Origin of the sequence: Bradyrhizobium sp. th-b2, from assembly GCF_000426785.1 — a bacterium.
Classification (GTDB): domain Bacteria; phylum Pseudomonadota; class Alphaproteobacteria; order Rhizobiales; family Xanthobacteraceae; genus Bradyrhizobium; species Bradyrhizobium septentrionale.
Genome location: NZ_KE384569.1, coordinates 1 through 23,796, shown reverse-complemented (window position 1 = coordinate 23,796; position 23,796 = coordinate 1). Strand labels below are relative to the sequence as shown.

Here is a 23,796-nt window from a genome sequence, read left to right as displayed (position 1 = left end):
TCCCTCAATGCGGATGCCTGATGCGACTGTATCACTTCAGTGCAACGAATCGGAGAGCGAAGGGCGTCGTGCTACGCAAGGCGGAATGCTGGCCAAGGGGCGATGACAAGGGGCGACGAGCGGTCATCCGGTCTCCGGCAACGCATTCCGGCTACTCAAGCGGACCGAGATCAACATACGTTGGTATAACTTCCCCATTCCTTGTCATGACCTGTGCTGACGCTCGTACAATTGAGCGACGGAGAGAGATTCTTATGCTCCAGGGTACTGCAACGGATGCGCAAATAGCTAAGAACTTCTCTCTCGGGAGGCGCGACTAACAATAGCAATCCTCGTTCTACAGCGGGCGCGTTGTGTTCCCGAATCTGTGATCAGGATCACTGCTCCGAGGCGTGAATCGCAAGACTGTCACGCATGCGGGTACTTCGAGGAACACTGAAATGATCGTCAACATTCAGAAGCTTAATGGCCTGTGGCACCTCATCGTCGGGTCGTGCAAGATCCGAACTCCGTTCCTGGAGACTCAGGACCGGGAGTCGGTCGTCGCGTATGCCCGGCGGGTCTACCCCGGCGCCAAGGTCTTCGAACGCGACTGATTTTGGCTGCGACGTCCCAAAGCTCACGCCCCCGAGAAAAGCCCCGGAGCGCGCTCCGGGCTTTTGCATTTTGAAGGGCGGATCAGCGCAGCGTAATCCGCCATGCTTCCGCACGACGCGGCGGATTACGCCTTCGGCAATCACCGCAGCGCCGACACCACGATCAGGCCGAGGATCAGCGCGGTCACGGAATACTTCAGCGTGTAGTACACGTTCCGATTCCACTCCTTGACCTTGCGGCTGGCGAGATGGAGCTCGTAGAGCTTGCCGAACACCTTGTTCAGCGCGCCGACATACTCGCCGTCGACGTTCTGGGTGGCCGACGCCTTGACGATGTTGTGGCTGACCCAGCGGTTCATCCTGGTCATGAAGCCGTACTTCATCGGGCGCTCGACGTCGCAGAACAGGATGATGCGGTTGACGTCGGTCTTGTTCTCGGCGCTGTGGATGAAGGTTTCGTCGAACATGAAGGCCTCGCCGTCGCGCCAGACGCATTCGACGCCGTCGACCAGGATGCGGCACTCATTCGAGTTCGGCGTCACCAGGCCGAGGTGATAGCGCAGCGAGCCGGCGAAGGGATCGCGATGCGCCCCGAGCTTGCCGCCGGGCGGCAGCATCGCGAACATCGCGCCGTGCACATTCGGGATCGAGTTCAGCAGCTCCACCGTCTTCGGGCACAGCGTGCGCGCCGACGGCAGGAAGTCGTCGTACCATTTCAGATAGAAGCGCTTCCAGCCGCTCTTGAAGAAGGAATAGAAGCCCCAGTCGTTGTTCTTGGCGGCGGCGCAGATGAAGCCCTCGTCGAACAGGCGGGTCGCCTCGTCGCGGATGGTCTCCCAATTGTCGGAGAGCTTCTTCAGCTCGGGAAACTGTTCGACCGGGATCACCGGCGTGTTTGCTACCGCCGAGCCCGCATACATCAGCACATTGTAGGGCGCGAGGTAGGTCGAGTGGTCGCCGAGCTGGCGGGCGAACCGCAACCGCTGCTTGCCGCGGAAGTGAACGTAGAGCGTAGAGGCCACCAGCACGTAGAGAATGACGAGCTGCGGCGCGAAGAGCTGTCTCAACATGATCCGTCTATGATCGCAGCGCGCCGATGCTCTCCATGCACCGCCCCGTAGCAGCCTAGACCCTTGATGGGCGGCTTAGCCCCGGGCGGCGAAGCGCAACGCCGTCCGCGAAAACTCCCTTGTTTCATCCTGACTTGGCACTGCGGCGTGGGCCAGAAGCCCTGCCGCGGTGCCGTCCCGGATGAGCCATCTAAGCGTACGCTCACCGAATGTGAAGCGCCGCCTCATTCGAAGGAGCAACCGTGTGGCAACAATCACACACTCATTATTCGCCATTGACAAAATGATTAGATAATTACTAATCTTGCGATGACCCGCCAGAAGAGCGCGGACATCCATAGGGAGGAATGATGAGACACGTTCTGGCGGCAGCCATTCTCGCGGCAATGACATCCGTCACTCATGCCCAGGTTTCCGACGACGTCGTGCGCATCGGGGTGCTGACCGACCTGTCGAGCTGGGGACGCGACAACTCCGGCCCGGGCTCGGTCGAGGCGGCCAAAATGGCGGTGGAGGAGTTCGGCCCCACCGTGCTCGGCAAGCCGATCGAGATCATCTCGGCCGACCACCAGATGAAGACCGACGTCGGCGTGCAGGTCGTGCGCGGCTGGTTCGACAACGGCAAGGTCGACGCCGTCGTCGATATCCCGAATTCCGGCATTGCGATCGCCGTGCACAACATGGTGCGCGAGCGCAACAAGATCGCGCTCTTGTCCGGCCCCGGCGCGAGCTCGCTGACGGATGAATTGTGCAGCCCCAACACCGTGCACTTCACCTACGACACCTACGCGCTATCGAAAGTGACGGCCTCGGCGGTGATCGCGGAGGGCGGCAAGTCCTGGTACTTCATCACCGCGGACTATGCCTTCGGCCAGCAGCTCGAGAAGGACGCGACCCGCTTCATCAACGAGATGGGCGGCAAGGTGCTCGGCAGCGTGCGCCATCCAACCAACACCGCCGACTTCTCCTCCTTTGCGCTGCAGGCGCAGAGCTCGAAGGCCGACGTGGTGGCGTTCGCCAATGCCGGCCAGGACACCGACAATTCGATCAAGCAGTCCGGCGAGTTTGGCCTCGTGCAGGGCGGCCAGAAGCTGGTCGGCCTCCTGATGTTCGACACCGACGTGCATGCGATCGGGCTCAACGCCGCGCAGGGCACCTACATGACGACGGCGTCGTACTGGAACATGGACGAGAAGACCCGCGCCTGGTCGAAGAAATTCTTCGCCCGCACCAACGTGATGCCGACCATGATTCAGACCGGCGTCTACGGCTCGGTGCTGCATTATCTCAAGGCGATCCAGGCCGCCGGCACCGACGACCCGAAAGCGGTGATGGCCAAGATGCGCGAGCTGCCGATCGAGGACACCTTCGTGCATGGCGGCAAGTTGCGCGAGGACGGCCGCGTCATCCGCGACATGTATCTGGCGAAGGTGAAGAAGCCCTCGGAATCCAAGGAGCCGTGGGACTATCTCGACATCATCAAGACGGTGAAGGGCGAGGACGCCTATCGTCCGGTCTCCGAGTCGAAGTGCCCGCTGCTCAAGAAATAGGATCGATCGCGTGGCCAACGAAGAAACGTATGAATGCGACGCACTGGTCGTCGGCTCCGGCTGCGCCGGGCTGTCGGCGGCGGTCACAGCGGGCCATCACGGCCTGAAGGTCCTTGTCGTCGAGAAGGAGCCGCGCTTCGGCGGCACCACCGCGCGCTCCGGCGGCTGGCTGTGGATTCCCGGCACCTCGCTGGCGAAGGCCTGGGGCATCGCGGAGAGCCCCGACCAGGCCAGGACCTATCTGCGTCATGAGGCCGGCAACAGCTTTGACGCCGCGCGCGTCGATGCGTTCCTGACCGAAGGGCCGAAGGCGGTCGACTTCTTCACCACCAGCACGGCTGTGCGCTTCGACATGCCGCTGACCTTCCCGGACTATCATGCGGAAGCGCCCGGCGGCGCGCAGGGCGGCCGCTCGATGGTGACGCGGCCGTTCGACGGCCACGAGCTCGGCGGCGCCCTCAAGGATCTCGGTAGCCCCCTGCCCGAGCTCACCGTGTTCGGCATGATGCTCGGCTCCGGCAAGGAGATCGTGCATTTCATGCGCGCGACGCGGTCGCTGACCTCGGCGGCCTATGTCGCGAAGCGGCTGTCGAAACACGCCATCGACGTGATGCGCAACGGCCGCGGCATGACGCTGACCAACGGCAATGCGCTGGCCGGCCGGCTGGCGAAATCCGCGTTCGACCTCAAGATCCCGCTCTGGCTTAATTCACCGGTGCGCGAATTGATCGTCGAGAACGGCGTGGTGCGCGGCGCGATCGTGGTGCGCGAGGGCCGCACCATCCGCGTCAATGCGAAGCGCGGCGTGGTGCTCGCCTGCGGCGGCTTCCCCCATGACGTCGCGCGGCGGCAGAAGATGTTTCCGCATGCGCCGACCGGAAAAGAGCATTACTCGCCGGGACCAACAGGCAACACCGGTGACGGCTTGCGTCTCGCAGAATCCGCCGGCGGCTGCGTCGAGGATTCGCTGCCGAACGCCGCGGCCTGGGTGCCGGTCTCGGTCACGACGCGCAAGGACGGCTCAAAGGGTGTGATGCCGCACTTTATCGATCGCGCCAAGCCCGGCGTGATCGCGGTGATGCGCGACGGCCGGCGCTTTGCCAATGAAGGCAATTCCTACCACGACTTCGTGCAGGAGATGATCAAGGCGGCGAAGCCCGGCGAGGAGATCGCCGCCTTCTTGCTCTGCGATCACGCGACCTTGCGCAAATACGGCCTCGGCTGCGTGCCGCCGCGCCCGATGCCAACAGGCCATCATCTGAAGACCGGCTATCTCAAGCGCGGCGCGACGCTGTCGGAGCTTGCCGCGCAGGCCGGCATCGAGGCAAAAGCGCTTGAGGCAACCGTCGCGGCTTTCAACACAACCGCCGCCGAGGGACGCGATCCCGCCTTCGGCAAGGGCTCGCGCGCCTATAACCGCTACCAGGGCGACGCGCTGCACGGACCCAATCCCTGCATCGCGCCGATCCAGCAGGGGCCGTTCTACGCCATCAAGATGGTGATCGGCGATCTCGGCACCTATGCCGGTATCCGGACCGACGCCAATGCCCGCGCGCTCGACGCCGACGGCCAACCGATTGCGGGTCTCTATGCCGCCGGCAACGACATGGCGAGCATCATGGGCGGCAACTATCCCGGCGCCGGCATCACGCTTGGGCCCGCGCTGACCTTCGGCTACATCGCGGGCAAGCACATCGCCGGCGCAACTCAGGAAAGGAGCACGCTGTGAGTCCCGTCATCCTGAGGAGCGCGCTCTTGCGCGCGTCTCGAAGGATCGACGGCCACTAGCCGGGCAGTTCATCCTTCGAGACGCCGCTTCGCGGCTCCTCAGGATGACGGGGTGGGGACGAATGTGATGCACAAGGACTCATCGACGTCTCGCGGACGGCGTGGTTTCTTGCTAGGTGCAAATCCGGCACGCGAACAGGGCCACATGACGAAAGAAAGCCGCGGCATACAGTCGATCGAGGTCGGCGGGGAATTGCTCCGCGCGCTCGCCCGCAGCGGCGAACCGATGATGCTGCGCGATCTCGCGCGCGAGGCCGGCATGCCGCCGGCCAAGGCGCATCCCTATCTGGTGAGTTTCTCTCGCATCGGCCTGATCGAGCAGGACGAGACCACCGGCCGTTACGAGATCGGGGCGCTGGCGCTCGAGCTCGGCCTGATCAGCCTGCGCCGGCTCTCCGCCGTGCGGATCGCGACGCCGCGGATCGCCGCGCTCGCCAACAGCATCAATCACGCGGTGTCGCTGTCGGTCTGGGGCACCCACGGCGCGACTGTGGTGCGGCTCGAGGAGCCGAGCCACCCTGTGCACATCGCGATGCGCGTCGGGTCGGTGGTGGCGCTGCTGGAGACCGCGACCGGCCGCGCCTTCGCCGCCTTCATGCCGCCGAACGCCGTCAAGACGGCGCTCGAGAGCGGGCTCGATCGCCTCGGCGTCGGCTACAATCCGAAACGCGAGACCATCAGCGCCAAGACCACGGAGATGCTTGCCGAGGTGCAAAGCCGCGGGCTCGCGCGCGCAATCGGCGATCCCCTGCCCGGCGTCAACGCCTTCGCCGCGCCGGTGTTCGATCACGCCGGCCACGTCGCGCTGGTGATCACGGCGATGGGTCCGGAGGGCACCTTCGACGCGAGCTGGGACAGCGCCATCGCAGCCGCGCTGCGCGATTGTGCAGGCGACATCTCGCGGCAGCTCGGGCACGGTTCGGTGCGGGCATCGGAGTGACGCTGGGCCTTTTCCGACGTCATCCCCAGGTACGCAATTGCGTACCCGAGAAATGGTGAGCACGCTGGTCAGGCTCCCTCCCCCCTTGCGGGGGAGGGTTGGGGAGAGGGGTGGCCCCGGGGCGAGATAATTGATGATGACATCACTCTCGCAAAATCGTTTGCTTGTCGCCGCAACGATACGGAGACAGCGCGCCGTGTGGCACCCCTCTCCCTAACCCTCTCCCGCAAGGGGAGAGGGAACCCTTCCGCCGGTGCGTCCCTCACACGCCAATCACTGAGTTGCCTGACGGCGCAAGCCCCCGCAGCAAAAATATTTCTATTTATCAGAACACTCAACTCAGTGTATGTTTCGCCCGTCTCACCCGATCGAGGGGCGCTTCGCGGTCGTCACGAACGCGGTGTGGGATGCGGTGGACGCCGAGCGTGGAACTGACGAGAGCACGCGAAGCGGACGGTGAAGTCGTGTGGTCCTGACGCCCTGGCGGCAGGTGTCTCGTCGCAAGACGCGAAGGCGTTTTGCGAAGGCGGTGACAAACAAGCCAAGTCTCGCCGGGGAGAGCACGAAGTAAGCCGTAACCCATCGCGCAGGGAAAGCCGGATTGCTCCGGTTACACCTGTGGTCCTACCCCCGAGCTTTCTACCTTTTGCTCGGGGCCCATGGGTGCGATCGGCACCCGGCTTTCCCTGCGCCCTCTGCAAGAGAGAGGGCGAAACGAAGAGCAAAGCTCGGGCAATTCATGTCGCGAGAATGCGAATGTGTGACTCGCAAGCCGCGCAACACACTCGGTGTCGTCCCGGGCAAGCGAAGCGCGACCTCGGGACCCATAACCACAAATGCCAATTGGCTTACAACGCTGCGGCCACAGCATGCTTCGACAACTCAATCCAGTGGTTACGGTCCCGGCTTTCGCCGGGACGACACTGAGATTGTGGCGCGAGAACGCGAAGCTGCGTCCTCATCTTCAACTGTCATCGCCCGGCTTGACCGGGCGATCCAGTACGCCGCGGCCTCTCGGCTCAAGCACCGGCGTCTCTGGAATACTGGATCACCCGCATGCGCGGGTGATGACACCGAGTGCTCTGCTGTTTGAAATGTGAATCGAAACAATCAGGCGCGCAGCGCCTGCAGGCTCTTGAAGGTCAGCCGCTTTGGGTCGCGGACGCCGGCGAGATAGAGCTTGCGAATGAAGGCAATGACGGTGTCGCGATCGCAATCGGTCAGCGCGACCACGGCGTCGACCGCAATCTTCTGGGCTTCCATGGGAACAAATCCTCCGCTGCAGCCTCGAACCCGGAAGCCTAGGCGCTGCCGGTTAATCCGGCATTAACCTCTGCCCACAATCGCCGATTCCGGCCCCCTCGCGTATACGCGAAACAACGCATGCGACGGCCTGTCCAACCACCGCAGCAAAAAGCCCCGGACGATGCCGGGGCTCTTCACGTGATCGACTGTGACGACCGCAGATCAGTAGCGGTAGTGATCCGACTTGAACGGGCCTTCCTGCTTGACGCCGATATAGTCGGCCTGGTCCTTGCGCAGTTCGGTCAGCTTGGCACCGACCTTGGCGAGGTGCAGGCGGGCCACCTTCTCGTCCAGCGTCTTCGGCAGCACGTAGACCTTCTTCTCGTACTTGCCGCCCTTGTTGTTGGCGAACAGCTCGATCTGCGCCAGCGTCTGGTTGGTGAACGACGCCGACATCACGAAGGACGGGTGGCCCATTGCGTTGCCGAGGTTAACCAGACGTCCCTCGGAAAGCAGGATGATGCGGTGCTTGTCGGGGAATTCGATCTCGTCGACCTGCGGCTTGATGTTGTTCCACTTCAGATTACGCAGACCTGCGATCTGGATCTCGTTGTCGAAGTGGCCGATGTTGCAGACGATGGCGCGATCCTTCATCGCGCGCATGTGCTCGATGGTGATGATGTCCTTGTTGCCGGTCGCGGTCACGAAGATGTCGGCGCGCGGCGCGGCCTCTTCCATCGTCACGACCTCGTAGCCTTCCATCGTCGCCTGCAATGCGCAGATCGGATCGACCTCGGAGACCATGACGCGGCAGCCGGCCTGGCGCAGCGAAGCCGCCGAGCCCTTGCCGACGTCGCCGAAGCCCGCGACCATTGCGACCTTGCCCGACATCATCACGTCGGTGCCGCGGCGGATGCCGTCGACCAGCGATTCACGGCAGCCATAGAGGTTGTCGAACTTCGACTTGGTGACGCTGTCGTTGACGTTGATCGCGGGGAACAGCAGCTTGCCCGCCTTCTCCATCTCGTACAGACGGTGCACGCCCGTGGTGGTCTCTTCCGAGACGCCCTGGATGTTCTTGGCGATCTCGGCGAACCAGCCCTTCGGCTTCTCCTTCAGCAGGCGCTTGATCAGCGCGAAGAAGACTTCTTCTTCCTCGGAACCAGGCTTGTCGAGGAACGCGACGTCGCCCTGCTCGGCGCGCAGGCCGTGATGCACCAGCATGGTGGCATCGCCGCCGTCATCGAGGATCATGTTGGGCGTGCCGCCGCCGTGCCAGTCGAACAGCTTTGCGGTGTAGTCCCAGTATTCGGTCAGCGTCTCGCCCTTGACCGCGAACACCGGAATGCCGGCCGCGGCGATCGCGGCCGCGGCGTGATCCTGCGTCGAGTAGATATTGCAGGAGACCCAGCGGATGTCGGCGCCGAGCACGGCCAGCGTCTCGATCAGGACCGCGGTCTGGATCGTCATGTGCAGCGAGCCGGCGATGCGTGCGCCCTTCAGCGGCTGCTTGGGGCCGTACTCCTCGCGGGTCGCGATCAGGCCGGGCATCTCGGTCTCGGCCAGCGAGATCTCCTTGCGGCCGAACTCGGCGAGCGAAATTTCCTTGACGATATAGTCGGTGAAGCCGGGCTTCGTGGGGGCGTTCATGAGAGCGTCCTGTTGTTGAATTGGTCGTTCCGGGCCGCCGCGCAGCGGCGAACCCGGAATCTCGAATTGATGGAAAAGGATTCCGGGTTCGCTCGCTCGCGCGAGCGCCCCGGAATTACGCAAGGTTCAGAGCGCGCGCTTGAGCGACTCGACGAGATCGGTCTTCTCCCAGGAGAAGCCGCCCTCATTGTCCGGCGTGCGGCCGAAATGGCCGTAGGCCGAGGTGCGCGCGTAGATCGGACGATTGAGGTCGAGATGGGAGCGGATGCCGCGCGGCGTCAGATCCATCGCCTTCGCCGCCGCCTTCTCGAGCTCGTCCTCCGACACCTTACCGGTGCCGTGGGTGTCGATGTAGATCGAGAGCGGACGCGCCACGCCGATCGCGTAGGCGAGCTGCAGCGTGCAGCGGTCGGCAAGACCGGCCGCGACGATGTTCTTGGCGACGTAGCGCGCGGCATAGGCCGCCGAGCGGTCGACCTTGGTCGGATCCTTGCCGGAGAACGCGCCGCCGCCATGCGGGGCCGCTCCGCCATAGGTGTCGACGATGATCTTGCGGCCGGTCAGGCCGGAATCGCCGTCGGGACCGCCGATGTAGAACTTGCCGGTCGGATTGATGTGCCAGATCGTCTTGCCGTTGATCCACTCCTTCGGCAGCGCCTCGCGCACATACGGCTCGACGATGTCGCGGATCTGGCTGGACGAGAGGTCCTCGACCAGATGCTGGTGCGAGACCACGATCTCGCGGACGCCGACCGGCTTGCCGTTCTCGTACTGCACGGTCACCTGGCTCTTGGAGTCCGGACCCAGCACCTTCTCCTTGCCGGAGTGGCGCGCTTCGGAGATCAGCCGCAGGATCTTGTGAGCATAGAAGATCGGCGCCGGCATCAGGTCCGGCGTCTCGTTGGTGGCGTAACCGAACATGATGCCCTGGTCGCCGGCACCCTCTTCCTTGACCTCACCCGGCTGCAGCGCATCGACGCCCTGCGCGATGTCGGCCGACTGCGGATGCAGCAGGATCTCGATGTCGCAGGTCTTCCAGTGGAAGCCGTCCTGCTCGTAGCCGATGTCCTTGATCGCGTCGCGCACGACGCCCTCGATGTGCTCATTGGTGACCGAGCTCGGGCCGCGGGTTTCGCCGGCGATCACCACCTTGTTGGTCGTCGCGAGCGTTTCGCACGCCGCACGGATCTGCCACGGGTCGATGCCCGCCTTGGGGCCCTCGCGATAGAACAGATCGACGATCTCATCCGAGATGCGATCGCAGACCTTGTCCGGATGGCCTTCCGAGACCGACTCGCTGGTGAAGAGATAAGACGCGCGCATCAAGCAAACCCCTTGTTTCGTCGAAGTCCGACGTTGGTTGGTGAATATGTCCCCGGAATGTCAGTCTCGTCGCCGCGAGATGACGTAGGATTCGTCGTAGAACCACAGCCCGTTGTGTTTGCGGAGAACTTCGCGCGTAGCCTCGAGAGCTCGTCCGTTTTCGGTCGTTTCGGTCAACCGCTCATCTTCGATCTGCGCGACATACACCGCCGCATTCCACGCTGCAAAGGCCGTCGAGGTTCCGATCGAACCGGTCACCTCATTGGGCAGCGCCTCCATATCATATCGGAAGATCGAACGGTTATCGGCGTAGGCGTTGAAGTTCAGCTCACGACCGGCCGACCCCAACTCGTATTTCACCGCGCGCAGTATCTCATGACGGCTGACGGCGAAAGGATTTTCTCCGGGCCAGACGGCTTGAATGATTTCAAGCGCGGGATCGCTTCCGTGGGAGTGGATTCCTATCAGCCGTCCGCCGCCGCGCAACGCGCGGGCCAGCGGCGCGATGATCCGCTTGGCGCGGAAATTCACCGAGGATTTGGCCCGATACGGCTGCGAGGCGATCACAAGATCGAAATTGGCCTCGGTGCGGCCGGCCCGGGGAATGATGGAATCGAGCAGGAAGCGGTGGTCGTCGCGGTACAGCACCAGCGCCACCGGCCGCTCATAGATCGGCATCGCATTGCCGGGGCTGAGATTGGCCCGCCAGTTCTGCTCAAGGAATGGGCCGAGTTCCGCGATCTGGGCCTCGAATTCACCCGAGGAGGCCCCGCGCAGCGCCACCTCGTGCCAGATCATGCTGGCGGCCGCCGTGGAGTTCTTGGGCGTCAGCCAGGGCGCCTCGGCGTAGTACATGTTGGTGAACACGAAGACGCTCGCCGGGTGCTCGAACAGGCGGTCGGGGACCTTGTCCAGGGTGAGGCGGACGTCCTCCAGGCTCAGTTCCTTACCGGCGACATAGAACGGCATATGTGGGAAGCGGCCATGCATGGCACGCAGGACCCGCGCCAGCACGGTGCCGTCGCCCATCCCGGCATCGAACACCCGCAGCGCGGGCGGCCGCGGATGGATGGCGGCCAGTTCCAGCGAGACCCGGTCGGCGATCACCCGCTTCTCGCTGCAGGTATGCACGAACAGCAGATAGCGCTGACGGTTCTCGAAAAAGCGGAAATTGCCCCGCGGATCGCGCTTCTCCGGCGGAACCACCAGGCCGCGCGGCGGCGGCACGCCACCCGGGGTCGAGGTCGCAATGAAGGCATTGATGCGGTCGAGCGTGTCGATGGTGATGCGCTTGCCCTCGCGCAGCCGGTGCACCAGCTTGCCGTCGTTGACGGCACGGCGGCCGAACGTCGTCTCCGCCATGTCGGAGCGGCGGCAGAAATCCGTGATCTGACTGAGGATTTCGTCGTTCTTCATGGGGCCTGGGGTGGGCGGCGGCGAGTGGGCAGAAAGTGGGCAGAGATAGTGTGCAGCGGCGTATTACCATCATTTTCCCACCAGTTGAACCCCCCTTTACTGCCCGATCACCAAACACGCATAGATCGCCTCGCCCTCGCCGATCGCCATAACGGCTTACCCGTGGATGACCGATGCGCCGCCTGCTCCTGATCCCCGCCTTCCTTGCCGCCCTGCTCTGGTCGGCGCCCTGCCTCGCCCAGCCGCGCGCGCAACTCGGCCCGCTCTGCACGACCGACACGACACCGGCCGACCAGATGATCGACGCCTGCAGCAAGATCATCGCGCTGAAGGTGTTTTCCGGCGAGAAACTCGCGACCATCTATTTCTGGCGCGCGGTCGGCTGGAACAAGAAGGGCAACTACGCGCAGGTGATCGCTGACGCCACCGAGGCGCTGCGCCTCAAGCCGAGCACCGCCGTCTACAATCTGCGCGGCTCAGCCTATTACGACAAGGGCGAGTACGACATTGCGATCGCCGACTTCAACGACGCGCTGCGCATGGGGCCGCCGAACGGCATCATCTTTCACAACCGCGGCAACGCCTATCGCGGCAAGGGCGACTACGCCAAGGCGATCGCCGATTATGACGCGGCGATCAAGGCCGGTCCGAAGTCGGCCTTCTCCTACCAGAACCGCGGCTCCTCGAAGCAGGCGCTCGGCGATCTCGACGGCGCGCTCGCCGACATCAACGAAGCCGTCAGGATCGATCCGTCGCTGCCGCAGCCATTGATCAGCCGCGCCGTGATCTGGCGCGCCAAGGGCGACATCGCACGCGCGATTGCGGACACCTCCGAAGCGATCCGGCTCGCGAAGGCGAAGGCGCCCGTCAACATCATGACGCCGCCAGGCAGCGTCTTGATCTCGGCCTATACCCAGCGCGGCCTCAGCTATGAGGCAAAGGGCGATGCCGCGCACGCCAAGGAAGACTACGCCTCCGTGCTCGAGGGCGTCGCGTCCGACGCCGGCAGCAAGGCCAACCAGGCCACCGCCAAGGTGCGGCTGGCACTGCTCAAGGAGGCCGATTTAGCACCGCGCAACGATGCAGCCCCCCGCAAGGCAGCGACGGCACCTGCCGCCGAGAGCAGCCCGACCGCGCCACCGGCAGGCTCCGTCACCGCACCGGCGCCGCCCGCCGCGCCGTCACAGGCCGCAGCAACCAGCCGGCGCGTCGCGCTGGTGATCGGCAACGGCGCTTATGGACATGTGAAGGCGCTGCCCAATCCGCCGAACGATGCGCGTGCCATCGCCAAGAGCCTGCGCGAGATCGGCTTCACCGTCTCCGAGGGCCTCGATCTCAATCGCGACGCGATGCAGAAGACGATCCACGACTTCCTGCGCGAGGCGGCACGGTCGCAGATCGCCGTGGTCTACTACGCCGGTCATGGCGTGCAGGTCGATGGCCGCAACTATCTCGTGCCGGTCGATATCGAGTTCAAGGCGGGCGGCCGCATGACCGACGCGATGGTCGACATGGACACCATCATGGCCGGTCTCGACGATCAGATCCGCACCAACATCCTGATCCTCGATGCCTGCCGCAACAATCCGATGGCGCCGCAGGTCGCGTCCGCAGGTCCGAGCCGCGGCATCGAGGCCGGCTCCGGCCTTGCCGCGCCCGCCTCGCTCGGATCGGGCTCGACGCTCGGCGCCGGCACGCTGATCGCATTTGCGACCGCGCCGGGCCAGGTCGCGCTCGACGGCGAAGGCGCCAACAGCCCGTTCTCGGCGGCACTGTCGCGCCATGTCGGCACGCCCGGCCTCGAGGTGCAGCAGATGCTGACCCGCGTCCGCGCCGAGGTCGTCGCCGCGACCAAGGGCAAGCAGGTGCCGTGGTCGAACTCCTCCCTGCTCGGCGAGGTCTATCTGGCGGAGAAATGACGACGTGATCGCTAACGCGTCACTTGCCCCACACCTCGTTCGCGACCTCGACCGCGAGCCGCAGCTTGGCCCACTGCTCTTCCTCGGAGAGGATGTTGCCCTCCTCGGTGGAGGCAAAGCCGCATTGCGGCGACAGGGCGAGCTGCTCAATCGGGGCAAACTTCGATGCTTCCTCCAGCCGCCGCTTGATGTCGTCCTTCTTCTCGAGCTCGCCGAACTTCGAGGTGATGACGCCGACCACCACGACCTTGTTGCCCTTGGGCAGGAAGCGCAGCGGCTCGAAGCCACCGGCACGATCGGAATCATACTCGAGGAAGTAGCCGTCGTAATTGGTGCCGGCTAGCATGGTCTCGGCGACCGGCTCATAGCCGCCCGAGGAGATCCAGGTCGAACGGAAATTGCCGCGGCAGACATGGGTGGTGATCACCATGTCGGACGGACGATCGGCGATCGCGTAATTGATGACCCGGGCGTAGATCTCCTGCAGGCCGTCGGGATTGTCGCCGCGGTCGCGCGACTTCTGCAGTTCCTCCTGCGAGCACAGATAGGCCCACACCGTGTCGTCGAATTGCAGGTAACGGCAGCCGGCGTCGTAGAACGCCTTGACCGCCTTGCGATAGGTCTTGCCGAGGTCCTGGTAGAATTCCTCGAGGTCCGGGTAGACCTCCTTCGAGATCAGCTTGCGGCCGCCGCGGAAGTGCAGCACCGCCGGCGACGGGATCGTCATCTTCGGCGTGACATGCGCCTGGTCGGCGTACTTCTTCAGGAACCTGAAGTGATCGAGCATCGGGTGATGATCGGAGAAGTCGAGCTTGCCGATCACCCTGATGGCGTCGTGCCGGGTCTGCACGCCCGCGAACTGGATGCCCATGTCGGGGTGGAACAGCTCGCAACCGGTCAGGTGGCTGAGGAAATCGAAGTGCCACCACGAGCGGCGGAACTCGCCGTCGGTCGCAAGCTTCAAGCCGACCGAGGCCTGCTTGTGCACGACTTTCTCGATTTCCATGTCCTCGACCTTGCGCAACTCGTCGGCCGAGATCTCGCCCTTCTCCAATCTGGCGCGCGCTTCCTTGATCTTCGGCGGCCGCAACAGGCTGCCGACCTCGTCGGCGCGGAACGGAGGCTTGGTTCGCTGCATGGTCAACTCCCGAACGTTTCTAATGTGCCTTCTAATGTGCCTTGGCCCCGGAGACGCCGAGGTGGCGCTCGAGGACGGAGGGATCGGCTTTCAGCGCAGTGCTTGCGGCATCGTGCACGATCATGCCGCGTTCCAATATCACAACGCGGTCGGCGAGCCCGAGAATCTTTTGTGCATTCTGCTCGACGATGATCGAGCAGATGCCACCGGCGCGCGTGATGGTTCCGATCGCCTTTAGCAATTCCTCAACAATGATCGGCGCGAGGCCTTCGGTCGGCTCGTCGAGCAGCAGCACTTTCGGGTTCAAGGTCAGCGCGCGGCCGATCGCGAGCATCTGCTGCTCGCCACCCGACAGCTGGTTGCCGAAATTGCCGCGCCGCTCCTTCAGCCGCGGAAACATCTCGTACACCCGCTCGACCGTCCACGGCCCAGGCTGCGCCACCGCGGTCATGTTTTCTTCCACCGTCAGCGAGCGGAAGATGTTGCGCTCCTGCGGCACCCAGCCGATCCCTGCGCGGGCGCGCTGGTCGGGCCGCATCGCGGTGATGTCGTGGCCTGCCAGCGCGACGCTGCCACTGAGGCGCCTGACGATGCCGACGATCGAATTGATCAGCGTGGTCTTGCCGGTGCCGTTGCGGCCGAGCAGCGCGAGCACCTGGCCCTCGGCGAGCGAAAGCGACATATCGGGCAGCACCACCGCCTCGCCATATCCGGCGCGCAGGCCCTTGATGGAGAGCAGGTCAGGCATCGGCGGCCTCGCCGAGATAGACCGCCCTGACCTGCGGATCGCGCGCGACCTCGTCGGGTGCGCCCTCGGTGAGCAGGCCGCCATTGACCAGCACCGAGATGCGGTCGGCAAAGGAGAACACGAGGTCCATGTCGTGCTCGATCAGGAGCACGGTGACGTCGCGCGGCAGCGCCGCCACCGCCGCCAGGATATCATGGCGCTCGCTCTCGGGCACGCCGGCCGCGGGCTCGTCGAGCAGCAGCACCCGCGGCTTCGCGGCGATCGCGACCGCGATCTCGAGCAGCCGCTGCTTGCCATAGGGCAATGTCGAGGTGAGCTCTGTCATCACATCGAGCAGATCGAAGCGCGACAATATCTCGGCGATCTCGGCGTTGACGTCGCTGCGTGTCCCCATCCGCCGCCACCAGTCGCCGCCGCGGCCCATCCGCTCAGAAACGGCGAGTCCGATGGTCTCGAGCGGGGTCAGGTCGGCATAGAGCTGGTTGATCTGGAAGGTGCGCGACAGTCCGCGCAGCACCCGCTTGTGCACGGAGAGGCCGGTGATGTCGCTGCCTTCGAGCAGGATGCGTCCGCTGTTCGGCGTCAGCACCCCGGTAAGCTGATTGATGACGGTGGTCTTGCCGGCGCCGTTCGGTCCGATCAACGCGTGGCGGGCGCCCTGCATCACCTGCAGCGAGAGATCGCGGGTGACGCGAAGGCCGCCGAAGGATTTTTCCAGGCTGCGGGTCTCCAGCGCGATCGTCATGACGCATCGCTCTCCGGCACGGCGACGGCGGCCTTGCGGCCGGCGAACTGGCGGATAATCAGGTTCGGCACGAACAGCACCCAGCGGTGGATGCGCGCGCGGCCGACCAGCACGATCACGACCAGCACGAGGCCGATCCAGAACAGCCAGTATTGCGGGGTGAGGGTCTGAAACAGCTCCTGCAGCATCTTGAACACGACGGCGCCGATCAGCCCGCCATAGAGATAGCCGGTGCCGCCGATCACCAGCACCAGCATCAGGTCGGCGGAGCGCTCGAAGGAAAACACGTCGAGCGAAGCGAGCGCCGTGGTCTGGGTGAACAGCGCGCCGGCGATCCCGGCATAGAATGCGGCGAGCGTATAGACCGCAATCAGGCGGCGGTTGACCGGCACGCCGATCGCGGCCGCGCGCAGCGGATTGTTCCGGATCGCGCGCAGCGACAGGCCGAACGGCGAATGCACGACGCGGCGGGCAAACAGGAACAAGATGAACAGCACGATCAGCGAGTAGAAGAACCCGGTCTTGCCGAACATGTCGAAGCCGAACAGCCCGAGGATCGGCTGCATCTCGATGCCCTGCAGGCCGTCGGTGCCGCCGGTGAAGTTGGAGAAGCGTTCGGCGAGTGCTTCGAGCAGCAGCGCGATGCCGAGCGTCACCATCAGCCGCGTCAGGTCGACGCCGCGGATGACGAGGAAGCTGGTCAGGAAACCGAGCACCGCGGCAACGAGACCGGCGACGACCAGCGCGATGACGGGCTCGTTGATGATGCCGTGCAGCGCCAGCAGCCCTGCCGAATAGGCGCCGACGCCGAAGAAGGCCGCATGGCCCAGCGAGACGATGCCGGCGTAGCCGAGGATCAGGTCGAGCGACAGCGCGAACAGGCCGAGCCGCACGATGTCGGTCATGATCAGGTAGCGCGACGGGAACAGGAAGGCGCAGGCGAGCGTCAGCACCCAGAAGGCGACCTCGCTGATCCGCCAGCGCGCGCTGGCCATCGCGTGAGTGGAGACGTCGGACAGCGCGGTCATGCCCGCCTCACCGCGCCGCGGTGCGGCCGAACAGGCCGTTGGGGCGCCAGAGCAGGATCACGATCATCACCGTGTAGATCACGAAGGGTCCGACCTTGGGCACGTAATATTTGCCGGCGACGTCGGCGACGCCGAGCAGCAGCGAAGCGAGGAACGGCCCGGTGATCGAGGATGAACCGCCGACGGTGACGACGATCAGGAAGTAGATCATGAATTTCAGCGGGAAGTATGGATCGAGCCCGAGGATCTCCGCGCTCAACGCGCCGCCGAGGCCGGCCAGACCACAGCCGAAGGCGAAGGTGAAGGCGAACACCTGCGGCACGTTGATGCCGAGCCCGATCGCGGCGCGCGGATCGTCGACCGCGGCGCGCAGGCGGCTGCCGAACCGCGTTTTCGCCAGGACGAGTTGCAGCGCCAGCGTGAGCAGGCCGCAAATCACGACGATCATCAGCCGGTAGCGTCCGATGCCGACGCCGAACAGATCGATCTGGCCTTCCAGCGCTGCGGGCAGCTTGATGAAGACCCGCGACGATCCCATGATGTAGTCGACCGCCGCGACCGACATGAAGACGAGACCGATCGAGAACAGCACCTGATCGAGATGGCTGCGGGCATAGAGATGGCGGTACAGCGTGCGCTCCAGCGCGATGCCAATCACCGCGCTTCCGACAAAGGCGAGCGGCAGGCCTGCGAAGAACGGCCAGCCGGAGTTGTTGACCAGCACGGCACAGATATAGCCTCCGGCCATGGCGAAGGCGCCGTGTGCGAGATTGACGAAGTTCATCAACCCGAGCGTCACCGCCAGCCCGCAAGCGAGCACGAACAGCAGCATGCCGTAGGCGACGCCGTCAAACAGATTGGTGAGGATAGAGGCCATGGAGAGTCGACGAATCCTGCTAGTAACTCGTCATTCCGCGGCAGCGTGCTAGCGCTGAACCCGGAATCTTCTTCGATAATATCAAGATCCCGGGTTCGCGCTAAGGCGCGCCCCGGGATGACGCGCTTTCGCGCGTCACTTCTTGGTCTTGCCGGAATCCTTGACGGCCTCGAAGGTTGCGAACTCGACGTTGTAGAGCTCGCCGTCGACCTTCTCGACCTTGCGGATATAGATGTTCTGCACGATGTCGCGGGTTTCCGGATCAATCGAGATCGGGCCGCGCGGGCTCTCCCACTTCATGCCCTTCATCGCCTCGATCAGCTTGTCGCCGTCGGTTGCGCCATTGGTCTTCTTCAGCGCCTCGTAGATCAGATGGATGCCGTCATAGCCGCTCACCGCCATGAAGCCCGGTCGGTTGCCGTATGCCTTTTTGTAGGCGGCGACGAAATCCTTGTTCATCGCCGACGGATGCGCCGCCGAATAAAGATGCGCCGTCACCGCGCCGAGCGCGGCATCGCCCATGTTGTTGAGCAGATCGTCGTCCATCACGTCGCCGGGGCCGATCACCTTGATGCCGCTCTTGTCGAGCCCGCGCTCGGCATATTGCTTCATGAAATTGCCGCCCTGCCCCGCCGGCACGAACACGAACATCGCGTCGGGCTTGGCATCCTTCATGCGCTGCAGGAACGGCGCGAAGTCAGGATTGGCGAGCGGGACCTTGACCTCTTCCACGACCTCGCCGCCGCCGGCGGTGAAGTGCTGCTTGAAGAAGGTCAGCGCGTCGTTGCCCGGCGCATAATCCGAGGTCAGCGTCGCAACCTTCTTGATGCCGTTCTTGACCGCCCAGTCGCCGATGATGGTGGAGGATTGCGCCAGCGTGAAGCTGGTGCGCACGATATAGGGCGAGCGCTCGGTGATGATCGAGGTGCCGGCCGCCATCACGACTTCCGGGATCTTCGCCTGCGTCGCCAGCGGCGCCGCGGCAAGCGCCGCGGGCGTCACGCCGAAGCCGGCGATGAAGCTGACCTTGTCGTTGACGATCAGCTCCTGCGCGAGCCGCTTGGTGTTGTCGGGCACCGCGGCGTCGTCCTTCAGGATGATCTCGATCTTCTTGCCGGCGACGATGTCGCCCTTCTGCTGCATATAGAGCTTGATCGCATTATCGATCTGCTTACCGGTCGACGCCTGGCCGCCGGTCATCGGCAGGATCAGGCCGATCTTGACGGTGTCTTCCGCCCGCGCCGGCGCGCTGGCGCACAATCCCGGAAGCACGGCCGAAGCGGCGCCCCACAGCAACATTTTGCGACGATTGAACATCGACGTCCCTCCCCCTTCCATTCTTCTGCGTCGAGCCGAGTCCCCCGGCCCTTGCCCTAACTTAACCCAACCATGTCACGGCCAAGGCGCAACGCGACAAGGCGTCTCCCCGTGCCCTCTGTCAATCGGACGATGGACGTGTGTCGCGCGGGATGCGATCAGGCTCGCGGACGAGACCAGTATCAGGGTACCAAAGCCGATCCCCGAAATTCAATGCCCCGCGAGAACCGGTCTCGCGCGCAAGGGCTTCGCGGGCTCGATTCATTTGTACGATCGTACAAACAAAGCGGCGATGTCAACAAACAAGCACAATTGCAGCCGAACGGTCGCGCCCGACGTCCATCATCCATAAAGACCAGGGTTGTATGCTGCCTCCCATGCCGATCGTCACGCGCCACATCCCCGTCCTGATTGCCCTCGCGCTCGCGGCCTGCGCGCTCGGGGGATGCAGCACCGTGAACCAAAAGCTCTCGTCCGGCATGGCCGACTACATTCCGGCCTGGGCCGGCGGCCTGCCCGCGGATGCGCCGCCGCGGCAGGGCACCCCGGAATACGACAAGTTCATGCAGGAGCGGGAACGCAAGCGCCAGATCCCCGCGGCCGAGCGCGGCGACGACGCCAAGCCGGCCGCGACCACGCAGGGCGCGGCCCACTGAGTCGATGCTCTGGTCGAGGGAGTCCTCTCTCCCGAGGATTTCGCCGCGGCAGCCGAGTTCGACCACGGCATGAATTGCGGGTCAGTCGACGAACACCACGGTCTTGCGGCCGTTGAGAATGACACGGTCGGCGAGATGGTAACGGATCGCGCGCGCCAGCACGCGGCGCTCGATGTCGCGGCCCTTGCGCACCAGATCCTCCGGCGTGTCGCGATGGCTGATACGCTCGACGTCCTGGTCGATGATCGGCCCCTCGTCGAGATCGCTGGTGACGTAATGCGCGGTGGCGCCGATCAGCTTGACGCCGCGCTCATGGGCCTGGTGGTAGGGCTTGGCGCCCTTGAAGCCCGGCAGGAAGGAATGATGGATGTTGATGCAGCGGCCCGATAGCCGCGCGGACATCTGGTCCGACAGGATCTGCATGTAGCGGGCCAGCACCACGAGATCGGTGTTGGTGTCCTGGGCCAGCTGCCACACCGCGTCTTCCTGCTGCCGCTTGGTCTCTTTCGTCACCGGCAGATGATGGAACGGGATGTCGCCGAAATCGAGCGAACCATAGCTCTCGCGCGGGTGGTTGGAAACGATCGCGGTCGGGATCATCTCCAATTCGCCGGTGCGCCAGCGATAGAGGATGTCGACCAGGCAGTGATCGGACTTCGACACCAGCAGCATTACCCGGCGGCGGCTTGCGCGATCGCGCATCTGCCATTCCATGGCGAAACGTTCGGCGATCGCGGCAAAGCCGGTCTGCAGCGCAGCCAGCTCCACCGCGAGGTCGGCCGCGGTGAACACCACGCGCATGAAGAACTTGCCGGTCTCGATATCGTCGAACTGCTGGGCGTCCAGGATGTTCTGCCCGTTATGCGCGAGGAAGGTCGAGACCGCCGAGACGATCCCCGGGCGGTCCGGACAGGACAGGGTCAGAACGAATTGATGGTCGGGCATGCCAATTGACCAAAGCTTGAGCGGGTAAGTGGAATTTTCGGCCCTCGTCTACACCGCAGGCGGCCTTGCGCCAATCCCGGCGTGGGGGTCAAATCGAACAAATGACGACAATGTTTGTTAGGGACCATCATGGCTGACCGGCTGAACGGCTACCGCATCCTGATCCTCGAGACCCGCGAGGAGGCGCAGTTTTCCCGCCTGCTCGCCGAACAGGGCGCCGACGTGCTGCAATGCCCGATGTTCACCATCCACGATGCGCCTGACCCGGCGCCGATCGAGGCCTGGATTCGCCGCGCCATCGAACGGCCGCTCGACGACCTCGTGCTGATGACCGGTGAAGGGCTGCGCCGCCTGATGAAGGTCGTGCGCCGGATCGGGGTCGAGGCGGAGTTTGTCACCAGCCTCGGCAAGACGCGCAAATTCGCCCGCGGCCCCAAGCCCGGCCGCGCGCTGCGCGAGATCGCCCTGGAGCCGCAAATGACGACGGAGAAGCCGACCTCGGAAGGCGTCGCTGAGATGCTGTCGAAGCTCGACCTGAGCGGCCATCGGCTCGGCCTGCAGCTTTATCCGGACAAGGACCACGCCACCTTGATCGGCGCGATCAAGGCATGTGGCGCCGAGGTCGATACGGTGCTGCCCTATGTCTATGATGCGCAAGCCGCCGACACCAACATCGTCACCGCGATCGAGGAGATGGCTCAGGGCCGCATCGATGCGATCGCGCTGACCAATCTCGGCCAGGTCCGCCGCCTCGTCGAGGTGGCACGGGCGCGCGGTTGCGAGGACAGGTTACGCGAGGGGCTCGCGCGTACGCCGATCGCTTCGGTCGGACCGGCGGTATCGGATGAACTCAAGTCCCAAGGCCTGCGCACCGACATCTACCCGGCCGAAGACGCCTTCTTCATGCGGCCGTTGATAGCGGCGATGGCGGCAGCGCTTTCAAAAAATCCGCCGCGCGCGGCGGCGCGAAGTTAATCCACCTTGGCGCCAGCGAACTTGACCACCTTGCCCCACTTCTCGGTCTCGTCCGCCACCAGTCTGCCGAAGTCGGCAGCCGAGCCCGGCAGCAGCATCGCGCCGAGTTCGGTGAACCGCGCCTTCGCCTTGGGATCGGCGAGGATTTCATTGACGGCCTTGTTGAGCTTGTCGACGATTTCGGGCGGCGTGTTCTTCGGCGCTGCGAGGCCGTACCAGGCGCTCGCCTCGTAGCCCGGCAGGAAATCGGCGACCGGCGGCAGATCCGGAAGCACGTCCGAACGGGTCGTGCTGGTGACGGCAAGTCCGCGCAGCTTGCCGGATTTGACGTGCTCGGCACAGGTCGGAAGATTGTCGAACATCACCTGCATCACGCCGGAGAGCATGTCGGTGATCGCCGGCGCGCCGCCCCGGTAGGGCACGTGCTGCATCTTGATGCCGGTGAGCATCTTGAACAGTTCGCCCGACATGTGGATCGTCGAACCGTTGCCTGACGAAGCCATGTTGAGCTTGCCGGGATTGGCCTTTGCATAGGCGATCAATTCGGGAATCGACTTGATCGGCAACGACGGGTGCACCACCACAACGTTGGGAAAGCGAATGATGCCCGCGATCGGCTCCATCTCGCGCATGAAATCGAAGGGCAGTTTTTCGTAGAGCGTCGCGTTGATCGCATTTGCCGGCGCGACCAGCAGCAGCGTGTAGCCGTCGGGCGCCGCGCGCAGCGCCGCCTCCGTGGCGATGTTGGTGCCGCCGCCCGGCCGGTTCTCGATAATGAAGGATTGCCCGAGCTTTTCCGACAGCCACTGCCCCATCAGGCGCGCCGTGAGGTCTGCCGAACCGCCGGGGGTGTAGCCGATCACGAGGCGAACCGGCCGCGCCGGATAAGTCTCGGCACGCGCGCTTCCAAATGTGAGCGGAAGCGCAGCCGTACCGGCTGCAAGGTGCAGGAATTGGCGGCGCAGAATTTTCATGATGCCTCCACCGACGCACTGGCGGCTCTTGCGGCCGCTCGGGCACGCGCATCCTATCGCGCGGCGTCGCCAAGCCGACAGATATTCTCAGTCGGAGGGCGGGAGGATCACCGCGTCACTTCGTCTCGTTCAGATAGGCCTGATAGGCGAGCTTGATGCCATCCTCGAGCGAGGTGGTGGCGCGCCAGCCGAGCCTGGCCAGACGGCTGACGTCGAGCAGCTTGCGCGGCGTGCCGTCCGGGCGCGAGGTGTCGAAGCTGATCTCGCCGCGATAGCCGACGGCGGCGGCGACCACGCGGGCGAATTCGGCGATGGTGATGTCCTCGCCGGTGCCGATATTGACCAGGTCCGGCGACGAATAGGTCTTCATCAGATGGATGCAGGCGTCGGCGAGATCGTCGACATAGAGGAATTCGCGGCGCGGCGTGCCGGTGCCCCACACCACGACATTGGCGGCCCCGGAGACCTTGGCCTCGTGGAAGCGGCGGATCAGCGCGGCGACGACGTGGCTGTATTCGGGATGATAATTGTCGCCGGGACCGTAGAGATTGGTCGGCATTACGCTGATGAAATCGGCGCCATACTGGCTGCGATAGGCCTCGGCCATCTTGATGCCGGCGATCTTGGCGATGGCATAGGGCTCGTTGGTCGGCTCCAGCGGGCCGGTCAGCATCGAATCCTCGCGCAGCGGCTGCGGCGCCAGGCGCGGATAGATGCAGGACGAGCCGAAGAACATCAGCTTCTCGCATCCATTGGCATGGGCGGCCTGGAGCACATTGGTCGAGATCGCGAGATTGTCGTAGAGGAATTCGGCCCGCAGCGTGTTGTTGGCGACGATGCCGCCGACCTTGGCGGCGGCGAGGAACACGGCCTGCGGCCGCTTCGCGGCAAACCAG

The 23,796-nt window shown here is 64.4% G+C and carries 21 protein-coding genes; 7 read left to right on the top strand and 14 right to left on the bottom strand.

Annotated elements, in window-relative coordinates:
* The first annotated feature begins 440 nt into the window (after positions 1 to 440).
* On the top strand, positions 441 to 596 hold the full coding sequence (locus K359_RS63975; RefSeq protein ID WP_165124580.1) for a hypothetical protein: 156 nt from the start codon (positions 441 to 443) through the stop codon (positions 594 to 596).
* A 140-nt stretch (positions 597 to 736) separates the two neighbouring features.
* Here K359_RS63975 and K359_RS0148415 read toward each other — a convergent pair whose 3' ends face one another.
* On the bottom strand, positions 737 to 1,666 hold the full coding sequence (locus K359_RS0148415) for an aspartyl/asparaginyl beta-hydroxylase domain-containing protein (protein WP_029085304.1): 930 nt from the start codon (positions 1,664 to 1,666) through the stop codon (positions 737 to 739).
* Positions 1,667 to 2,013: 347 nt separating this feature from the next.
* On the opposite strand from K359_RS0148415, the gene K359_RS0148405 reads away from it, so the two are divergent.
* The 3 genes from K359_RS0148405 to K359_RS0148395 all read left to right on the top strand — a co-directional run bounded on the left by K359_RS0148405 (position 2,014) and on the right by K359_RS0148395 (position 5,944).
* Entirely contained in the window at positions 2,014 to 3,216 is a 1,203-nt protein-coding gene (locus K359_RS0148405; RefSeq protein ID WP_371261270.1) for an ABC transporter substrate-binding protein, read from the top strand.
* 10 nt (positions 3,217 to 3,226) lie between these two features.
* A complete protein-coding gene (locus K359_RS0148400; RefSeq protein ID WP_029085301.1) occupies positions 3,227 to 4,945 on the top strand; it encodes an FAD-dependent oxidoreductase in 1,719 nt (572 codons plus the stop codon).
* A gap of 204 nt (positions 4,946 to 5,149) precedes the next feature.
* Complete coding sequence (locus K359_RS0148395) at positions 5,150 to 5,944, top strand: IclR family transcriptional regulator (RefSeq protein ID WP_029085300.1); 795 nt, start codon at positions 5,150 to 5,152, stop codon at positions 5,942 to 5,944.
* Between the two features lie 1,110 nt (positions 5,945 to 7,054).
* On the opposite strand, the gene K359_RS63970 is transcribed toward K359_RS0148395, so the two are convergent.
* The 4 genes from K359_RS63970 to K359_RS0148375 form a co-directional block, all read right to left on the bottom strand.
* Positions 7,055 to 7,207 carry a hypothetical protein gene (locus K359_RS63970; RefSeq protein WP_165124582.1) on the bottom strand — a complete coding sequence of 51 codons (153 nt, stop codon included), beginning with the start codon at positions 7,205 to 7,207 and terminating at the stop codon, positions 7,055 to 7,057.
* Positions 7,208 to 7,411: 204 nt separating this feature from the next.
* A complete protein-coding gene (gene ahcY / locus K359_RS0148385) occupies positions 7,412 to 8,839 on the bottom strand; it encodes an adenosylhomocysteinase (RefSeq protein WP_029085299.1) in 1,428 nt (475 codons plus the stop codon).
* A gap of 126 nt (positions 8,840 to 8,965) precedes the next feature.
* A complete protein-coding gene (metK, locus tag K359_RS0148380; protein WP_029085298.1) occupies positions 8,966 to 10,162 on the bottom strand; it encodes a methionine adenosyltransferase in 1,197 nt (398 codons plus the stop codon).
* A 60-nt stretch (positions 10,163 to 10,222) separates the two neighbouring features.
* Positions 10,223 to 11,578 (bottom strand): hypothetical protein, encoded by a 1,356-nt coding sequence (locus K359_RS0148375; RefSeq protein ID WP_029085297.1) that lies wholly within the window; start codon positions 11,576 to 11,578, stop codon positions 10,223 to 10,225.
* Positions 11,579 to 11,751: 173 nt separating this feature from the next.
* Here K359_RS0148375 and K359_RS0148370 point away from each other — a divergent pair, with 173 nt between their 5' ends.
* Positions 11,752 to 13,497 (top strand): caspase family protein, encoded by a 1,746-nt coding sequence (locus K359_RS0148370; protein WP_029085296.1) that lies wholly within the window; start codon positions 11,752 to 11,754, stop codon positions 13,495 to 13,497.
* 19 nt (positions 13,498 to 13,516) lie between these two features.
* Here K359_RS0148370 and K359_RS0148365 read toward each other — a convergent pair whose 3' ends face one another.
* From K359_RS0148365 to K359_RS0148340, 6 genes are all read right to left on the bottom strand, one after another.
* Positions 13,517 to 14,635: a cobalamin-independent methionine synthase II family protein gene (locus K359_RS0148365; RefSeq protein WP_029085295.1), complete on the bottom strand. Its 1,119-nt coding sequence runs from the start codon at positions 14,633 to 14,635 to the stop codon at positions 13,517 to 13,519.
* A 31-nt stretch (positions 14,636 to 14,666) separates the two neighbouring features.
* Positions 14,667 to 15,383 (bottom strand): ABC transporter ATP-binding protein, encoded by a 717-nt coding sequence (locus K359_RS0148360; RefSeq protein WP_029085294.1) that lies wholly within the window; start codon positions 15,381 to 15,383, stop codon positions 14,667 to 14,669.
* Entirely contained in the window at positions 15,376 to 16,128 is a 753-nt protein-coding gene (locus K359_RS0148355) for an ABC transporter ATP-binding protein (RefSeq protein ID WP_029085293.1), read from the bottom strand. Before K359_RS0148355 ends, K359_RS0148360 begins: the two co-directional genes overlap by 8 nt.
* Complete coding sequence (locus K359_RS0148350; protein WP_029085292.1) at positions 16,125 to 17,156, bottom strand: branched-chain amino acid ABC transporter permease; 1,032 nt, start codon at positions 17,154 to 17,156, stop codon at positions 16,125 to 16,127. Before K359_RS0148350 ends, K359_RS0148355 begins: the two co-directional genes overlap by 4 nt.
* A gap of 7 nt (positions 17,157 to 17,163) precedes the next feature.
* Positions 17,164 to 18,033 (bottom strand): branched-chain amino acid ABC transporter permease, encoded by an 870-nt coding sequence (locus tag K359_RS0148345; protein ID WP_029085291.1) that lies wholly within the window; start codon positions 18,031 to 18,033, stop codon positions 17,164 to 17,166.
* A gap of 135 nt (positions 18,034 to 18,168) precedes the next feature.
* On the bottom strand, positions 18,169 to 19,350 hold the full coding sequence (locus K359_RS0148340; protein ID WP_029085290.1) for an ABC transporter substrate-binding protein: 1,182 nt from the start codon (positions 19,348 to 19,350) through the stop codon (positions 18,169 to 18,171).
* A 377-nt stretch (positions 19,351 to 19,727) separates the two neighbouring features.
* Between K359_RS0148340 and K359_RS0148335 the strand changes: the two genes are divergently transcribed.
* A complete protein-coding gene (locus tag K359_RS0148335) occupies positions 19,728 to 20,006 on the top strand; it encodes a hypothetical protein (protein WP_029085289.1) in 279 nt (92 codons plus the stop codon).
* Positions 20,007 to 20,087: 81 nt separating this feature from the next.
* Here the strand turns inward: K359_RS0148335 and purU are convergent, their stop codons facing one another.
* On the bottom strand, positions 20,088 to 20,951 hold the full coding sequence (purU, locus tag K359_RS0148330; protein WP_029085288.1) for a formyltetrahydrofolate deformylase: 864 nt from the start codon (positions 20,949 to 20,951) through the stop codon (positions 20,088 to 20,090).
* A gap of 129 nt (positions 20,952 to 21,080) precedes the next feature.
* On the opposite strand from purU, the gene K359_RS0148325 reads away from it, so the two are divergent.
* Entirely contained in the window at positions 21,081 to 21,926 is an 846-nt protein-coding gene (locus tag K359_RS0148325; RefSeq protein WP_029085287.1) for a uroporphyrinogen-III synthase, read from the top strand.
* Here the strand turns inward: K359_RS0148325 and K359_RS0148320 are convergent.
* Together K359_RS0148320 and K359_RS0148315 are read right to left on the bottom strand one after the other, a co-directional pair.
* Positions 21,923 to 22,900 carry a tripartite tricarboxylate transporter substrate binding protein gene (locus K359_RS0148320; protein WP_029085286.1) on the bottom strand — a complete coding sequence of 326 codons (978 nt, stop codon included), beginning with the start codon at positions 22,898 to 22,900 and terminating at the stop codon, positions 21,923 to 21,925. The two genes, K359_RS0148325 and K359_RS0148320, sit on opposite strands and share 4 nt — an antisense overlap.
* 115 nt (positions 22,901 to 23,015) lie before the next feature.
* A partial coding sequence (locus K359_RS0148315; RefSeq protein WP_029085285.1) for a GDP-L-fucose synthase occupies positions 23,016 to 23,796 on the bottom strand: 781 nt, incomplete at its 5' end.

Bases quoted from the DNA above. Each gene is read 5' to 3' on its own strand.
- K359_RS63975 (WP_165124580.1), top strand. From the start codon at position 441: ATGATCGTCAACATTCAGAAGCTTAATGGCCTGTGGCACCTCATCGTC.
- K359_RS0148415 (WP_029085304.1), bottom strand. From the start codon at position 1,666: ATGTTGAGACAGCTCTTCGCGCCGCAGCTCGTCATTCTCTACGTGCTG.
- K359_RS0148405 (WP_371261270.1), top strand. From the start codon at position 2,014: ATGATGAGACACGTTCTGGCGGCAGCCATTCTCGCGGCAATGACATCC.
- K359_RS0148395 (WP_029085300.1), top strand. From the start codon at position 5,150: ATGACGAAAGAAAGCCGCGGCATACAGTCGATCGAGGTCGGCGGGGAA.
- K359_RS63970 (WP_165124582.1), bottom strand. From the start codon at position 7,207: ATGGAAGCCCAGAAGATTGCGGTCGACGCCGTGGTCGCGCTGACCGAT.
- ahcY (WP_029085299.1), bottom strand. From the start codon at position 8,839: ATGAACGCCCCCACGAAGCCCGGCTTCACCGACTATATCGTCAAGGAA.
- metK (WP_029085298.1), bottom strand. From the start codon at position 10,162: ATGCGCGCGTCTTATCTCTTCACCAGCGAGTCGGTCTCGGAAGGCCAT.
- K359_RS0148375 (WP_029085297.1), bottom strand. From the start codon at position 11,578: ATGAAGAACGACGAAATCCTCAGTCAGATCACGGATTTCTGCCGCCGC.
- K359_RS0148370 (WP_029085296.1), top strand. From the start codon at position 11,752: ATGCGCCGCCTGCTCCTGATCCCCGCCTTCCTTGCCGCCCTGCTCTGG.
- K359_RS0148365 (WP_029085295.1), bottom strand. From the start codon at position 14,635: ATGCAGCGAACCAAGCCTCCGTTCCGCGCCGACGAGGTCGGCAGCCTG.
- K359_RS0148360 (WP_029085294.1), bottom strand. From the start codon at position 15,383: ATGCCTGACCTGCTCTCCATCAAGGGCCTGCGCGCCGGATATGGCGAG.
- K359_RS0148355 (WP_029085293.1), bottom strand. From the start codon at position 16,128: ATGACGATCGCGCTGGAGACCCGCAGCCTGGAAAAATCCTTCGGCGGC.
- K359_RS0148350 (WP_029085292.1), bottom strand. From the start codon at position 17,156: ATGACCGCGCTGTCCGACGTCTCCACTCACGCGATGGCCAGCGCGCGC.
- K359_RS0148345 (WP_029085291.1), bottom strand. From the start codon at position 18,033: ATGGCCTCTATCCTCACCAATCTGTTTGACGGCGTCGCCTACGGCATG.
- K359_RS0148340 (WP_029085290.1), bottom strand. From the start codon at position 19,350: ATGTTCAATCGTCGCAAAATGTTGCTGTGGGGCGCCGCTTCGGCCGTG.
- K359_RS0148335 (WP_029085289.1), top strand. From the start codon at position 19,728: ATGCCGATCGTCACGCGCCACATCCCCGTCCTGATTGCCCTCGCGCTC.
- purU (WP_029085288.1), bottom strand. From the start codon at position 20,951: ATGCCCGACCATCAATTCGTTCTGACCCTGTCCTGTCCGGACCGCCCG.
- K359_RS0148325 (WP_029085287.1), top strand. From the start codon at position 21,081: ATGGCTGACCGGCTGAACGGCTACCGCATCCTGATCCTCGAGACCCGC.
- K359_RS0148320 (WP_029085286.1), bottom strand. From the start codon at position 22,900: ATGAAAATTCTGCGCCGCCAATTCCTGCACCTTGCAGCCGGTACGGCT.